General features: G+C 71.4%; 12 protein-coding genes. 7 read left to right on the forward strand and 5 right to left on the reverse strand.

Features of this window, described 5'->3' with window-relative positions:
- Positions 1–18: 18 nt before the first annotated feature.
- Both FHR38_RS04635 and FHR38_RS04640 read right to left on the reverse strand, forming a co-directional pair.
- Positions 19–1,323 (reverse strand): ABC transporter substrate-binding protein, encoded by a 1,305-nt coding sequence (locus FHR38_RS04635; protein WP_184533052.1) that lies wholly within the window; start codon positions 1,321–1,323, stop codon positions 19–21.
- A gap of 383 nt (positions 1,324–1,706) precedes the next feature.
- Entirely contained in the window at positions 1,707–2,255 is a 549-nt protein-coding gene (locus tag FHR38_RS04640) for a plasmid pRiA4b ORF-3 family protein (protein ID WP_184533055.1), read from the reverse strand.
- Between the two features lie 147 nt (positions 2,256–2,402).
- On the opposite strand from FHR38_RS04640, the gene FHR38_RS04645 reads away from it, so the two are divergent.
- The gene (locus FHR38_RS04645; RefSeq protein ID WP_184539230.1) at positions 2,403–3,146 is read left to right on the forward strand and encodes a pyrimidine reductase family protein; all 744 of its coding nucleotides are present in this window, start codon (positions 2,403–2,405) and stop codon (positions 3,144–3,146) included.
- Here the strand turns inward: FHR38_RS04645 and FHR38_RS04650 are convergent.
- Together FHR38_RS04650 and FHR38_RS04655 are read right to left on the reverse strand one after the other, a co-directional pair.
- Entirely contained in the window at positions 3,123–4,391 is a 1,269-nt protein-coding gene (locus tag FHR38_RS04650) for an RNA polymerase sigma factor (RefSeq protein ID WP_184533057.1), read from the reverse strand. The genes FHR38_RS04645 and FHR38_RS04650 overlap by 24 nt on opposite strands.
- Positions 4,388–4,750 carry a YciI family protein gene (locus FHR38_RS04655; RefSeq protein WP_184533059.1) on the reverse strand — a complete coding sequence of 121 codons (363 nt, stop codon included), beginning with the start codon at positions 4,748–4,750 and terminating at the stop codon, positions 4,388–4,390. Before FHR38_RS04655 ends, FHR38_RS04650 begins: the two co-directional genes overlap by 4 nt.
- A gap of 188 nt (positions 4,751–4,938) precedes the next feature.
- Between FHR38_RS04655 and FHR38_RS04660 the strand changes: the two genes are divergently transcribed.
- From FHR38_RS04660 to FHR38_RS04685, 6 genes are all read left to right on the forward strand, one after another.
- Positions 4,939–6,537 carry an MFS transporter gene (locus FHR38_RS04660; protein WP_184533061.1) on the forward strand — a complete coding sequence of 533 codons (1,599 nt, stop codon included), beginning with the start codon at positions 4,939–4,941 and terminating at the stop codon, positions 6,535–6,537.
- A 44-nt stretch (positions 6,538–6,581) separates the two neighbouring features.
- A complete protein-coding gene (locus FHR38_RS04665) occupies positions 6,582–7,382 on the forward strand; it encodes an alpha/beta fold hydrolase (protein ID WP_184533063.1) in 801 nt (266 codons plus the stop codon).
- Positions 7,383–7,552: 170 nt separating this feature from the next.
- Positions 7,553–9,307: an ATP-binding protein gene (locus FHR38_RS04670; protein WP_184533065.1), complete on the forward strand. Its 1,755-nt coding sequence runs from the start codon at positions 7,553–7,555 to the stop codon at positions 9,305–9,307.
- Between the two features lie 12 nt (positions 9,308–9,319).
- Positions 9,320–10,465 (forward strand): exonuclease SbcCD subunit D, encoded by a 1,146-nt coding sequence (locus FHR38_RS04675; RefSeq protein WP_184533067.1) that lies wholly within the window; start codon positions 9,320–9,322, stop codon positions 10,463–10,465.
- Positions 10,465–12,939: an AAA family ATPase gene (locus tag FHR38_RS04680; RefSeq protein ID WP_184533069.1), complete on the forward strand. Its 2,475-nt coding sequence runs from the start codon at positions 10,465–10,467 to the stop codon at positions 12,937–12,939. Before FHR38_RS04675 ends, FHR38_RS04680 begins: the two co-directional genes overlap by 1 nt.
- Before the next feature lie 17 nt (positions 12,940–12,956).
- A complete protein-coding gene (locus FHR38_RS04685; protein ID WP_184533071.1) occupies positions 12,957–13,922 on the forward strand; it encodes a hypothetical protein in 966 nt (321 codons plus the stop codon).
- 21 nt (positions 13,923–13,943) lie between these two features.
- Here FHR38_RS04685 and FHR38_RS04690 read toward each other — a convergent pair whose 3' ends face one another.
- Positions 13,944–15,470 (reverse strand): RtcB family protein, encoded by a 1,527-nt coding sequence (locus FHR38_RS04690; RefSeq protein WP_184533073.1) that lies wholly within the window; start codon positions 15,468–15,470, stop codon positions 13,944–13,946.
- Positions 15,471–15,694 lie beyond the last annotated feature (224 nt).

The raw sequence follows: 15,694 nt of genomic DNA on the forward strand, positions 1-15,694 counted from the left end.
ACGCCACCGGACGACGGCCTAGCCCTCGGCCAACTTCCGGCCCTCCTCGACCGCCTTCTGCCAGGCGGCGTCAGCCGGCGACCGGCCCTGCTCGGCGGCCTGCATCTGCGGCTCGAAGATGTTCTCCCACAGTTGCTGGTGCTTCGGGCCGAGGTAGATCGGCTTGAGCTGCTTCACGCTGGTGCCGAAGATCGTCCCGGTCGGCGCGTTGCTGAAGTACACGTTGGTCGAGTCCTTGAACTGCGGGTCGTCCAGCGCCGGAACGTTGGAGGGCATGTTGCCCTTCTCCTTGAAGTTCGCCAGGCTGCCCTCCTTACCGGTGAGGTACTTCAGCAGCTCGAAGGCCTGCTTCTTCTTCGTGCTCTGCTCCGGAATGGCCAGGTAGGAACCACCCCAGTTGCCGCTGCCGCCGGGGATGGCGGCCACGTCCCACTTGCCCTTGGCCTCGTCACCGGCCCGCTCGGCGATGACGCCGGTCATCCAGGCCGGGCAGGGCAGGGTGGCGAAGGCGCTCTTCTTGAACGACGCGTCCCAGTCCGGCTGCCAGCGGGTGAGCTTGCTGGTCAGGCCGTCGGTGCCGAGCTTGAGTCCGTACTCCCAGGCCTTCCGGACCACCGGGTTGGTGTCACCGATGAACTTGTTGCTGGTGTCGTAGAACCAGGTGTCGGAGTTCTGCATGATGTACGGCTGCATGATGCTGGTCGCGCTGTCGATCCAGGCCGCGCCGGTGTTCTTGGCCTTGAACTCCGCGCCCTTGGCCGCGTACGCCTCCCAGGTCGGCCAGAGCTTGCTGACCTCGTCCCGGTTGGTGGGGAGCCCGGCCTTGGCGAACAGGTCGGAGCGGTAGCACATGGCCAGTCCCCCGATGTCGGTGCCCAGCCCGACGAGCTTCTTCTTGTCGGCGGTGAACCCGTTGGCCCACTTGTACGGCAGGAAGCTGCTCTCCAGCTCGGCGGCACCGAGGTCGAGCAGGTTGGCGAAGTTCTTGTGGTCCTGGAGGTAGCCCTGCAGCGGCCCCTCCTCCAGCATCACCACGTCGCCCGCGCCCTTGCCGGTGGCCAGCCACTGGACGAGCTTGGGCTGGAAGTCCTTGAGCTGGCCCATGTTCTGGGCGTCGACCTTGATGCCGGGGTTCTTGGCCTGGAAGTCGGCGACCGCCTGGTCGAAGCCGGGCGAGCCGAAGTACTGCAGGACCACCGTCACCTTGCCGTCCGCGCTGTCACCGCCCCCGCTGTCCTTGCTGCACGCCGCGGTGCCGAGAGCCATGCTCGTGGCAAGAGCGACCACGGCGATACCGCGCACGCCGCGCCTGGTAACGCTCATCCTGACCCCTCTCAGGTGTCGTTTTAGATGGTGTGTGGTGGTGCAACCCATAGGCGCCACACCGCTTCGCTGGGCATCCATGACTCACACCACAGACCAGCCGGGAGCGCTCCCATGAAGGGTGCCCGGGAGGTCGCAGGGGTGTCAATGAGCCGCTGGGAGCGTTCCCATTTCGTTACCGGCCGGCAACCGGCAGGATCACTTTCAGGTGGCAGGGCTACTCGGGCGACGACAGACGCCCGCCACTGCCCCGTTGATCATGAAGTTGCAGCTCGGATTTGGGCGGCGATTGTTCAGCTACAACTTCATGATCAGCAGGCTCACGGCAGCCAGCCGGGGAACCGGTCAGGCGGGCCAACATCGTCACGCGAGCGGGGAACCGGTCAGGCCAACCGACGGGCCAGCGTCGTCGCGCGACCGACGTCGAAAGCGGCCCGGTCGAACTCCCGGCCGTCGATCCAGCCTCGCATCAGTTCGTGATCGGGGTGGGTCGGATCAGCGATCGCGGCCAGGAAGACCCGGTAACCAAAGGGACCGCCGACGTCCTCCGGCGGACAGGCCTGGGCCCCGTCGACGCAGACCGGGTAACGCTCGTCGGGATCGGCACCGAAGACGTCCTCGACGACGACCCCGTGCTCCCACCAGTCACCGAAGTCGTAGGTGTAGCGAAACCGGCCGCCCTTGCCCACCACCGCGTCCAACCGGGCGTCCAACTCGTCGAGCAGGGCCGACTCACCGTCCGGATCCGGCTCGCCGTACTGCGATCCGTCGATGTCGAAGCAGTGCAGGTGGCAGTCCCGCCACCCCATCACGTGCTGGATCACCCGGTGCACTCGGTCCAGGGTGTAACCGCCGGGCACCAGCACCCGCCGCCACACGGCTGGCGTGACATCGGTCAGGGACACCTTCAGTTGGAAGATCTGACGCGGCATGGTCTCCCATCCTTCGGGCTAAGCTTCCCGCATGATCTGCCGCGCGTGCCAAGACAGGCGGCACGACGACTGCCGGGGCCACAACTGGTGCGACTGCCAGCACCGTACCCCCGTACCGACGCCTCCGGTCACTGGTCCGGCCAGCGAATGACCGGAAATATCCCGATCGGCCAACTTATGCCCGATCCAGCGGGTCCGCTCGACGAGGCCGACCTGATCAACCGGTACGGCCGCACCACACATCCCCACCTGCGGATCAACTTCGTGTCGAGCCTCGACGGCGCGGTGACCATCGACGGCTACTCCGCCGGGCTCTCCAGCGAGCCGGACAAGCGGGTCTTCGGGATCCTGCGGATGGTCTGCGACGCCCTGCTGGTTGGTGCCGGCACGTTACGGATCGAGGGCTATCGGGCATTGCGCCTCGATCCACGCCGTCGAGCCTGGCGCCAGGCACACGGGCTGCCCGAATATCCCACGCTGGTGGTGGTCTCCGGTTCCCTGGACCTCACCCCCACCCTCGCCGCCTTCGCCGACGCCCCGGTCCGGCCGCTGGTGCTCACCTCCGCATCCGCCACCGCACCGCCCGGCCTCTCCGACGTCGCCGACCTGGTCCGCTGCGGTACGGACCGGGTCGACCTCACCACCGGGCTGGCCGAGTTGCACCGACGCGGACTGCGACAGGTGCTCTGTGAGGGCGGACCGCTGCTCTTCGGCACGCTCACCGCCGCCGACCTGGTCGACGAGGTCTGCCTGACCGTGGCCCCGATCCTGGCCGGCCCGGGGGCCGGTCGGATCACCGCCGGACCAGCCGGCCCACCGCGCGGTCTGTCCCTCCGGCACGCCCTGGCCACTCCGGACGGCACCCTGCTACTGCGCTACGCCCGTCCCTGACCCGGCCACCAGTCGGGCGGCCCGATCGTCGAGGTAGCGCTGCTCGGGGAGGCTGGTCGTACGCCGGGCCGCCCGCCGGTAGGCGTCCCCGGCCGCCGCCACCTCCCCCACCATCTCCAGCAGATGGGCTCGGACCGCGTCGAGCCGGTGCTGCCCCGCCAACCCACCGTCGGCATCCAGCATCACCAACAGGTCGAGCCCGGCCCGAGGGCCATGCACCATGGCCACCGCCACCGCACGGTTGAGCCGCACCGTGGGGCTGGGCGAGATCGCCTCCAGCAGCCGGTACAACGCCAGAATCTGCGGCCAGTCGGTCTCCTCCGGGTGCCGCGCGTCCGCGTGCACCGCCGCGATCGCCGCCTGCAACTGGTACGGCCCGACCGGCGACCGGGCCAGCGTCCCGGCGATGAGGGCACGGGCCTCGTCGATGGACGCGGTGTTCCACCGGCTCCGGTCCTGCTCCGCGAGTGGCACCAGGCTGCCATCCGGTCGGGTCCGGGCCGGGCTACGCGCCTGGGTGAAGAGCATCAGGGCCAGCAGCCCGGCCACCTCACCGTCGTCGGGCAGCAACCGGTGCACCGCCCGGGTCAGCCGGATCGCCTCGGCGGACAGCTCGACCCGTTCCAACTGCGGCCCGGACGTGGCGGTGTATCCCTCGTTGAAGATCAGATAGAGCACGTGCAGCACCACGCGCAGCCGGTCGTCCCACTCGGCCGGCTCAGGCATCCTCAGCGGCAGATCGGACATCCGGATGCGCTGCTTGGCCCGGCTGATCCGCTGGGCCATGGTGGCCTCCGGCACGAGAAACGCGGCGGCGATCTGCGCCGTGGTCAGCCCGCCCACCGCCCGTAGCGTCAACGCGACCTGCGAGGCCGGGGAGAGCGCCGGATGGCAACACAGGAAGAGCAGGATCAGCGAATCGTCCCGGTCCGCCGGATGGCCGACGTCAGGACCCGCGGTAACGAGTTCGTCGGCCGGCATCCGTACGGCGGCGCTCTCCTCCCGACGGCGCCGGGCCGCCACTGCCCGCCACTGGTCGGTCAAGCGGCGGCTCGCGACCGTGATCAGCCAGCCCCGGGGATTGTCCGGCACCCCCTCGGTCGGCCAACCGAGAGCGGCGGCGAGCAGGGCCTCCTGGACGGCGTCCTCGCACTCCTCGAACTGTCCGTGCCGCCGGACGAGCACGCCGAGGACCTGGGGTGCGAGTTCGCGTAGCAGGCCCTCGACGTGACCGTCCGTTCTCACATCTCCGCCCCGGAGTGCCCCATCAACGGCCGCAGCTCCACCCCGGCGTAGCGCGCGTCCGGCCAGCGCGAAGCGATCTCAGCCGCCCGCTGCGGGCTCTCGAACTCCAGCAGGCAGAAGCCGGCCAACTGCTCCTTGGCCTCGACGAACGGTCCGTCGGTCAGCACCGGTACGCCGTCGCGGGACCGGAAGGTCCGGGCCTGGGACGGGTCGGCCAGCCCATCCCCGCTGATCCACTCGCCGGACTCGGTGAGTTCCTTCATGATCGCCTCGGCCTCGGCAATCGCCCCGAGACGCTCCGCCTCGGGCAGGGCGTTCCAGGAATCCCGGTTCTGATAGATCAGCAGCAGGTACTTCACTCGTTACTCCTCGTGACGACAACGCCCGGGATGGGCGCCTTCCACAGTCAGGTCGGAGCCGGGGACCGGCTTCTCGACATCCGACCAGAAAAAGTTGGCGGCCCCTGTCGAGGCGACCCGGTCCGCTCCGACCTGTCCATGCGGTGCCGGACCAGGCACCGCGCAAACGGATCATCGGAAGGAACCCAATGTACGACCCGACCGGGCCGGAACCCGGCCCCCGCGCCGGGCGCCGGGAGTGGATCGGGCTGGCCGTACTGGCCCTGCCCACCCTGCTGGTGTCCCTTGACATGAGCGTGCTGTTCCTGGCGCTACCGCAACTGAGCGAGGAGTTGGGGGCCGGCGGCAACGAGCAGCTGTGGATCCTGGACAGCTACGGCTTCCTGGTCGCCGGGTTCCTGGTCACCATGGGCACGCTCGGTGACCGGATCGGCCGACGCCGGCTGCTGCTGATCGGGGCGAGCGCCTTTGCCGCCGCCTCGGTGCTGGCCGCGTACGCCCCCAGCACCGAGCTGCTGATCGCGGCGCGGGCCCTGCTGGGCATCGCCGGGGCGACGTTGATGCCATCGACACTGGCCCTGATCAGGAACATGTTCCACGACGACCGGCAACGCGGGGTGGCCATCGCGGTCTGGATGAGCTGCTTCATGGCCGGCAACACGATCGGGCCACTGATCGGTGGCGTACTACTGGAGTGGTTCTGGTGGGGCTCGGTCTTCCTGCTCGGCGTACCGGTGATGGTGTTGCTGGTGCTGACCGCGCCCGCGCTGCTGCCCGAACACCGTGACCCCGATCCCGGCCGGCTGGACCTGATCAGTGTGGCGCTGTCGTTGGGCGCGATCCTGCCGGTGGTCTACGGCCTGAAGGAGCTGGCCACGGAGGGCTGGCGCCCCGGCCCGGCGGCGGCCGTCGTGCTCGGCGTGGCACTGGGCTGGCTGTTCGTACGCCGCCAGCACCGGTTGCCCCACCCGCTGCTGGACCTGCGGCTCTTTGCCGATCGGACGTTCCGCGCCGCGCTGGGCATCAACTTCCTCGGCGCGGTGCTGATGTCGGGGACCTTCCTGTTCATCCCGCTCTACCTGCGGTTGGTGGAGGGGCTGTCCCCGTTGCAGGCCGGGCTCTGGCTGGTGCCGCAGTCACTGGCGATGATCGCCAGCACCCAGCTGACCCCGTACCTCGCGGGGCGGTTCCGTCCGGCGTACGTGATGGCGGGTGCGCTGGTGGTCGCCGCCGTCGGTGGCCTACTGCTCAGCCAGGTCGGACCGGTCGGTGGTCGGACGCTGCTGGTGGTCGGTTTCCTGCTGGCCTGTGTCGGTGTCGCCCCGCCCTCCGCACTGGCCACCGGCCTGGTCGTCGGCTCCGCCCCGCCGGGTAAGGCCGGGGCGACAGCATCCGTGTCGGAGACCAGCGGGGAACTCGGGGTGGCGCTCGGCCTGGCCACCCTGGGCAGCCTCGGTGCGGCCGCCTATCGTGATCAACTGGTTCTTCCGGATGGGGTGCCGGGTCGGCTCGCCGAGACCGCCCGGGAGAGCCTGGCGGGAGCGATCGCCGCCAGTGGTCAACTGTCCACCGGCTCGGCCGCCGCGCTCGTCGACAGTGCCCGGGGAGCCTTCACGAGCGGGCTCAACGTCGTGGGCGGGGTCGGCGCGCTCCTCTTCCTCGCCCTGGCCATCCTGGCGGTCGCCACCCTGCGGCGGGTGGATCCCACTGGTCAGTCCCACGTGGATCCGCCGCAGACCGACTCCGGCTCCGACTCCGGTGAGGCGGTCCGGTCCGCCCCGGTCTGACCCGTCACGCCATGCCACCGCAGCACACACGAACAGGGAAACAAATGAACAAGGTAACTTCCGCTGACGGCACCACCGTCGCCGCCGCACACTCAGGGGACGGTCCGGCCGTCGTCCTGGTGGGCGGTGCCCTCCAGCACCGGGCGATCGACCCGAGTACGCAGCAACTGGTCGCGCTGCTCGCCCCGGACTTCACCGTCTGGCACTACGAACGTCGGGGGCGGGGCGACAGCGGCGACACCCTGCCGTACGCGGTCGACCGGGAGATCGAGGACCTCGCCGCGGTGATCGCGGCGGCCGGCGGCTCGGCGGCCGTCTACGGGATGTCCTCCGGCGCGGCGCTCGCCCTGCGGGCCGCCGCCAGCGGTTTGCCGATCACCCGCCTGGCGCTCTACGAGCCTCCGCTCATCGTCGACGAGAGCCGGCCCCCGCTGCCGGCCGACTACCTGCCCCGGCTCGCCGCGCTGCCGGCGGCCGGCCGCCGGGGCGACGCGGTCGCGCTGTTCATGACCGATGCGGTGGGCGTCCCCGCCGAGGAGGTCGCCGGAATGCGCCAGGCACCGGTCTGGTCGGCGTTCGAGGCAGTGGCGCACACGCTGGCCTACGACGGTGCCGTGATGGGCGACACCATGTCGGGTCAGCCACTGCCGACCCAGTGGGCGACCTCGGTCACCGTGCCCACACTGGTCATCGACGGTGGGGCGAGCGAGGGGTGGGCGCGGACCTCGGTGGCGGAGTTGGCGGAGCTGCTGCCGGCGGGGCAGCGGCGCAGCCTGGACGGTCAGACGCACGCGGTGGACCCGGCGGTCCTCGCTCCGGTGCTGGCGGAGTTCCTGCGCGGCTGAACCCGCCGGCCGGGGCGGGCCGGACGGTGGCCCAGCCCGGCCCCGCCAGCGGGCCGCCAGGCTCGGCGAGCGGGCCGGCACCGCGAGTCACTTGGCGGGCTGTCGTACCGGTGGGGCAGGATGCAGGGCGTGTGCCGTGACCTGACGCCGACCGCGACCGGAGTGACCCGATGATCGCCGACGAACCGGGAGGGCCGGGCGAGGAGGTCGGCAAGGTGCTCGGCACCGCCGACGCCACCCCACTCCAGTTCTGGACCGCGGTCACCCCGGGTAACTACCTGCAACTCGACGACGTGGTGGTCACCCGCCGTGACCTGCCCGATCGGGAGCCGGTCACCATCGCCGGGGTGGTGACCCAGGTCCGGGCCCGACACGAGGGGGCCCAGTTCGACTCGGACGTCTTCGCCATCGCCGACGGCACGCTGCCGGCGATGGTGCAGGAGGCCGCCGAGATCACCACCACCCGGGTGGACCCGGAGTTCTACGTACCGCCCGCCCCGGGTGCGCCGGTCTACCGGGCCGAGGGCGACGCCCGGGCGCGGGCGCTGCACTTCGACCGGATGGAGCGGCGGATCCCGATGGGCACCGGCCGGGACGGGGTGCCGGTCTACCTCAACGCCGACTTCCTCGACGGCACCCGGGGCGCGCACGTCTCCATCTCCGGCATCTCCGGGGTGGCCACCAAGACCAGTTTCGCCACCTTTCTGCTCTACTCGGTCTTCCGCTCCGGACAACTCGGCCCCGACGGGATCAACTCGAAGGCGCTGATCTTCAACGTCAAGGGTGAGGACCTGCTCTTCCTCGACCATCCCAACACCCGGCTGGACGCGACGACCACGGCGGCGTACGCGAAACTCGGCCTGGCCGCCGGGGCCTTCCCGGACGTCCGGGTCTACGCCCCGCCCCGGGCCGGCGACGCCTCCGGCACGCCCGACGTGAGCAGCCGGCCCGCCGGGGTGGACAGCTTCTACTGGACCCTGAGCGAGTTCTGCGCCGACCGGCTGCTGCCGTACGTCTTCGCCGACGCCGACGACGAACGCCAGCAGTACACGATGGTGGTGCACTCGGTCACCGCGCACCTGGCCCGCTACGCCCAACCGGCCGACGGTGGGGTGAGCATCGACGGGGTCCGCCTCGGCTCCTACCCCGACCTGGTGGACCACATCGTCGAGCAGCTCACCGACGAGGAGACCCGCTCCGACTGGGCCGGCAGCGCGATCAACACCGGCACGGTCAACGCCTTCGCCCGCCGGCTGATCGGCAGCAAGCGGGACCTGGCCCGGCTGATCCGGGGCGACCTGGCCACCCGCCGGCCGCACCGGATCAACACCGACGAGAGCGCCCAGGTCACCGTCGTCGACCTGCACAACCTGCCGGACCGGGCACAGCGCTTCGTGGTCGGCGTCACCCTCAAGACCGAGTTCGAGAACAAGGAGAAGAAGGGCGCCAAGCCGCTGCTCTTCGTCGTACTCGACGAGCTGAACAAGTACGCCCCGCGCGACGGCTCCTCCCCGATCAAGGAGGTGCTACTGGACATCGCCGAACGGGGCCGTTCACTCGGGGTGATCCTGATCGGCGCGCAGCAGACCGCCAGCGAGGTCGAGCGGCGGATCGTCACCAACTCGGCGATCCGGGTGGTCGGCCGGCTCGACCCGGCCGAGGCGTCCCGACCGGAGTACGGCTTCCTGCCGCCGGCCCAGCGGCAACGCGCGCTGCTGGCCAAACCCGGCACGATGTTCGTCAACCAGCCGGACATCCCGGTGCCGTTGTGCCTGGAGTTCCCCTTCCCGGCCTGGGCGACCCGGGTCTCCGAGGCCGGTCCGGCCCCGTCGGGGACGCTGCGTTCGATCACCCAGGCCGCCGACCCGTTCGCGGTGGTCGGTGCCCGGTCCGGCGCGCTCACCGACGACGACATCCCGTTCTGATCGGGGCAGCTCATGAAGATCCTGCACACCTCCGACTGGCACGTCGGCAAGGTCCTCAAGGGACAATCCCGGCTCCGGGAGCACGTCGACGTGTTGGCCCAGGTGGTCGAGATCGCCCGCGCCGAACGCCCGGACCTGGTCGTCGTCGCCGGTGACCTCTACGACACGGCGGCACCCACCCCGGATGCCACCCGGCTGGTCACCCGGGCGCTCTCCGCGCTGCGCAACACCGGGGCGCAGGTGGTGGCGATCGGCGGCAACCACGACAACGGGGCCGCCCTGGACGCGCTGCGCCCCTGGGCCGACGCGGCCGGGGTGGCGCTGCGCGGCACCGTCCGGGAGACCGCCGCCGAGCACATCGTCGACGGCGAGACCGCCGACGGCGAGCGGTGGCGGATCGTCGCCCTGCCGTTCCTGTCCCAGCGGTACGCGGTCCGCGCGGTCGAGATGTACGAGCTGACCGCCGCCGAGGCGGTGCAGACCTACGCCGATCACATGAAACGGCTGATCGGACGGCTCGCCGAGGACTTCTCCGCCCCCGACCGCGTGCACCTGTTCACCGCCCATCTGACCGTGGTGGGTGCCCGGCTCGGCGGGGGCGAGCGGGAGGCGCACACGGTGATGAACTACGCCGTACCGGCCTCGGTCTTCCCCACCAACACGCACTACGTGGCGCTCGGCCACCTGCACCGCGCCCAGCAGGTGCTCGGCCCGTGCCCGATCCGCTACAGCGGCAGTCCGCTCGCCGTCGACTTCGGCGAGGAGGAGAACACCCCGTCGGTCACCATCGTCGAGGTCACCGCCACCACCACCGCCAAGGTACGCGAGGTGCCGGTCACCGTCGGCACGCCACTGCGTACCGTCCGGGGCACCCTCGACGAGCTGGCCGCCATCGACGACTCGGACGCCTGGCTGCGGGTGTACGTCCGGGAGACGCCCCGCGCCGGGCTGCGCGAGGAGGTGCAGGAACTGCTCCCCCGGGCCCTGGAGGTACGCGTCGACCCGGAACTGCTGGCCGCCGCCGGGCCCCCACGCACCGCCCAGCGGGCCGGCCGCTCGCCCCGCGACCTGTTCGGCGACTACCTGACCAGCCGGGGCCACACCGACGACGACGTACGTGACCTGTTCCACCAGCTCCTGGAGGAGGTGGAGAAGTAGTGCGCCCCCTGCGGCTCGACATGTCCGGGTTCACCGTCTTCCGCGACGACACCACGGTCGACTTCACCGACGCGGACTTCTTCGCCCTGGTCGGCCCGACCGGCTCGGGCAAGTCGACCGTGTTGGACGCGATCTGCTTCGCCCTCTACGGCACGGTGCCCCGCTGGGGCGGTGCCCGGGGCATCGCCAACGCGCTGGCACCGTCGGCGACCGAGGCCCGGGTCCGGCTGGTGTTCGAGTCGGCCGGTGCCCGCTATGTGGCGACCCGGGTGATCCGGCGCGACGGGCGGGGCAACGTCAAGACCGGCAACGCCGGTCTGCAACTCATGCCCGCCGGCTTCGACGTGACCAAACTGGACACCGGGATGAGCCCGGACGACCTGGGTGAGGTGATCGCCGGCACCCCGGCCGAGATGGAGCAGGCGGTACTCGACGCGGTCGGGCTGCCGTACGAGCAGTTCACCAGTTGCGTGGTGCTGCCGCAGGGGCAGTTCGCCGACTTCCTGCACGCCAAGCCGGCGGCCCGGCAGGAGATCCTGGTCAACCTGCTCGGGTTGGGCGTCTACGAGAAGGTCCAGAAGCAGGCCACCGCCCGGGCCACCGAGGCCGAGGCGCGGGTCACCGCCGTGGACCGGCTGCTGGGCGGGCTGACCGGGGTGGACAACGAGGCTCTGGCTGCGGCGGAGGCACAGGTCACCGCGATGCATACCCTCGCCGCTGCCGTCGAGGACGCCGTACCGGAGCTGCACCGGGCACAGCGGACGGCGGCCGAGGCGACGGCCGGGCTGACCGCCCTGGACGCCGAGATCGCCGAACTGGACGCGGTTCGCCCCCCGGCCGGGGTGGACGCCGTCGCCCGGGCGGTGGCGGTGGCCCGGGGCGAGATCGCCGACACGTCCGCCGCCGTCGCGCTGGCCGAGGAGCGGGAGGAGAAGGTCCGGGGCGAGCTGGCCGGGGCCGGCGATCCGGCCGCGCTGCGGCTGCTGCTGCGGGCGCACACCGACCGGGACCGGCTGGCCGGCGAGGCGGACACCCTGCGGACCGGGCTGGTCACCGCCGAGGCCGAGCACACCCGGGCGGTCGAGGCGCTCGGGCAGGCCCGGACCAAGGCCGACCGGGCCACCGATGCGTTGGAGGAGGCCCGCCGGGCCTACCAGGAGGCACAGACCGCCGACCGGGCCGCCGCGCTGCGCGCCCAGCTCACCGCCGGAGACGACTGCCCGGTCTGCACCCAGCCGGTGCACACCGTGCCCGCCGTACCGGCCGGAGCAGCGGTGACCGCCGCGGAGGCCACCGGCAAGGCGGCCCGGGCCACCGCCGACGCCGCCGCCCGACTGGTCGCCGAACGGGACGCCGCCGCCCGGGAACTGCAACGCGCTTTGGACCGGGCCCGGGACCGGCACGACCAGCTCGACGCCCGGCTGGCCGACCTGGATGCCCAACTGGCCGACTCCCCCGGGTCGGCGGCACTGGAACGGGAGTTGGCGGCGGTCTCCGCGTTGCAGCGCGACCTCGACGAGGCGGGTACGGCGGTGCGGGCGGCCCGGGAGTCCGCCCGGCGGGCCCGGGACGGCTTCGACACCGCCGAGGACCGGCTCCGCGCGGCGTGGCGGGACTTCGACACCGCCCGGGACCGGGTGGCCCGGCTGGGTCCGCCCGCCGCCGACCGGGACGACGTGGCGGCGGCCTGGGCCGCGCTCTGCGACTGGGCCACGGTGCAGGTGCTGCGCCGCCGGGCCGACCGGGTCGACGTGGCCGGGGCGGTCACCGAGGCGCATGCCGCCGCCGAGGCGGCCCGAGATCGGATCGCCGGGCTCTTCACCGCCGCCGGACTGGCTCCCGACGACGACCCCGCACGCGGCGCGGCGGTGGCGGTGGAACGCGCCGAGGCCGAGCAGCGGCGGCTGACCGAACGCCGCGACCAGGCCCGACAGTTGACCGAGGAGCGGGCTGGGCACGAGCACGAGGCTCGGGTCGCCAAAACCCTCGCCGGGCACCTGCGGGCCAACAACTTCGAGCGGTGGCTGTTGGCCGAGGCGCTCGACCTGCTGGTCGAGGGGGCGTCGGGGATCCTGCGGGAGCTTTCCGCCGGGCAATACGAACTGGCCCACGACAAGGGCGAGTTCTTCGTGGTCGACCACCACGACGCGGGGCTGCGCCGGGCGGTGCGGACCCTCTCCGGCGGGGAGACGTTCCAGGCGTCGCTCTCCCTTGCGCTGGCCCTGTCGGAGCAGTTGGCCGGTATGTCCACCACCTCGGCCAGCCTGGAGTCGATCGTGCTCGACGAGGGGTTCGGCACGCTGGACGCGGCCACCCTGGACACGGTGGCGGCGACGTTGGAGAGTCTGGCCGCCCGGGGTGACCGGATGGTGGGCGTGGTGACCCACGTACCGGCCCTGGCCGAACGGGTGCCGGTCCGGTTCGAGGTACGCAAGGATGCCCGCACGGCCCACATCGAACGCGCTGGCCTATAGGGCTACCAGGAGGCATTGTGACCCGCTGGCATGTGGACGGCTGGAACCCGGCCTACGGCACGTCGTTCGACCAGGGCGAGGCCGCTGGTGGCCCCACCACCGAGAGCAGCGCACAGGTCGACACCGACGTCGAGCTGAAGTCCGATCAGTGGCGTCCGCTGTCGGCCCCGGCCGGGCTGCTCCCGCCACCGGTGGTGCTGCTCGTCGACGGGGTACGTCGCATCGACGCGGGACTGTGGAGCCGGGAGTCGGACGGAACTTCGTACCCGGGGATCGCCGCCTCGTACGCGGCCGGTGTGGTCCGCTGTGACCTGGCCCGGGGGGCGGCCGAGCTGGTGACCCGCCGGGTCGACCGGGGGTTGTTCACGGCGAGCCAGGAGGCTCCGGAGCTGATCGCCGGCACGGTCCGTTACCGGGTGCACCGGGTCGGCACCAGCGACGCGGCAAAGCTCAGCCAGACCGTGCAGGGGCCGCTGACCGAGCTGGAGGTGGAGGTCTCCACCGAGGCCCGCCGGGGCACGGTGGGTGACGACGATCTGCTCATCGTGGACGGGCCGCTACGGCGCCGGCGCAACCTGCCGCGCACCCTGGGCTACGTCAAGACACAGCAGGGAAAATACCTGTCGGCACAGCTCGCGGCGGTGGTGACCGCGCTGGAGCCGGGCCAGCGCTGCCCGGTGTTCCGGGTCGGTACGGCCTGGGGCGGCTACTCGTGGTATTTGCGGCTGCCCGGCCCGTCCGGTGCACCCTGGGCGGGCATCGTCCGCGTCGAGTGTTCCACCGAGCTGGAGGTGGCCGAGGCGATCGCCCTGGCCGATCTGTCCCTGGTGACGCTGCCGCCGTTCGCCTCCACCTCGTACAAGGATCCTCGGGCCCCGCAGAACCTGATTCCGATCGCCGGGCTGGAGCGCCGACTGCGCAGTCTGCTCGGCGACGCCCGCCTGCTGCACCGCGCGCTGACCATCGGCGCCGCCCGGCGTTGATGTGGGGGAAGGACCCCTTCCTCACCCCTTGACCGTCAGGATCGGTCGGAGTTCGGCGACCGGCTGGGCAGCTTCCGCCCGGCTCAGGCTGCCCACGACCGGTCCGACCTCCTTGTACGCCCATGGTGCTTCCTGTTTCAGGTCGCGACGCCACGCATCGATGATGTCGCGGCGGCCCGCCACCGTCGGGTCCCGATGGTTGAGCGGAGTCACCACCCGGAACTCCCGAAGGAAGGCGTCCAGCTCGGCGTCGCTACCCCGGGCGGCCACGCCTCGCGGAACGCTGCGGCCGGCACCGTGGCAGGCGCTGGCCAGCGCCCGGGGGTTGCCCAGCCCCCGGAGCAGGAAGCTGGGTGCGCCCATCGACCCGGGTACGATCACCGGCTCGCCCCACAATCGGCCCGGTTCCGATCCGTCGTCACCGGGTCCACCGGCCGGGGTGGCTCCCTTGCGGTGCAGCACCGCGCCGTCCTCGCCCGGCCACAGCAGGTTGTGCGGGGCGTCGTAGATCAACTGCGAGCGCAGCTCACCGGCGATGCTGGCGAGTCCGGCGCGCATCATCAGCGACAGGAAGAACCGATTGCCGATGGCGAAGTTCGCCGCGTTGGCGAGGGCGGTGAGGTAGCGCTCCCGGGCTGGCGCGCTGCGCTCGTCGAGCAGGATCGGCAAAATCCGGTTACGGGGCATCGGCACGGTACGGGGCCATACCGCCCGGGCCTGGTCCTGCCCGGTGGCGTTGGCCTGGTGCCCCAGGGACAGCGAGCCGCTGTGCACCATCGACACCACCCGGCCGGGGGCCAACCCCCAGGCGTACGCCGTCGGTCCATCGTGGATGGCGGAGACGTACTGTAGCTCGGCGAAGTGGTTGCCGCCGCCGACGCTGCCGATGATGCTGTCGAAGCTCGTGCCGCCGCCGCTGGTGATCCAGTCACGGAAACCGTCGGCGGAGTCGACCGGATAGCCGGCGGCGTGCAGCCGGTCGCCCACCTCGATGTCCGATGGGACGACCTGACGCCAGGCCCCGTCGGCACCGGCCGGAACCCCCTCGGCGAGCAGTCCGGGCAGCCCGTCGCGCAGCAGGCCCGCACGCTGGTCAGCGGTCAGCCCGATTCGGCGTCCGCCCTCGAAGAACAGGTGGCGCAGGTGGCGTTCCAGCCGGTCCAGGTGCGGACGGACCTCCTCGATGGTCAACGAGGTGACCTCGACCCGCATCCCGCAGTTGATGTCGTTGCCGACCGCCTGTGGGACCAGCGCGCCGACGGTACGCAGCACCGTGCCGATCGGGATGCCGGCTCCCTTGTGGAAGTCGGGGGTGCAGACGACCCGATCGATACGAGGTGTGACGTCGCTGGCCGAGCCGCCCCTGGCGAGTGCGGCCAGGGTGTCGGCGGTCTCCAGCACGGTCAACAGTTCGTCGACCGCCGCGGTTTCGATCGGGACGTCGGGCCCGGCGCAGATCTCGACCGGGATGTTCGCCGGATTGGGGAGGGTGAGCCAGGAGTCGTCGGTACGAATCAGGCGCGGATCGAGCCGCTTGGAAACGGACACAGGGGTGCCTTTCATGGCTGCCGAGAGGTGGGTACGAACGAGCGACACGTGCACCGGCACGGGTCGACAAGACGGGCCGACAAAACCGGTCGACGAAACGATCGATGGAACCGATCCACGAAACCGATCGATGGAACCGATCCACGAAACCGATCGAGCGGCCCGTAACTGTGTGGTGGTGTGCCCGACGGTTCAGCAGCCGCGAGGTCGGGCCCCAGCATAGA

This window comes from Micromonospora polyrhachis, assembly GCF_014203835.1.
Classification (GTDB): Bacteria; Actinomycetota; Actinomycetes; order Mycobacteriales; family Micromonosporaceae; genus Micromonospora_H; species Micromonospora_H polyrhachis.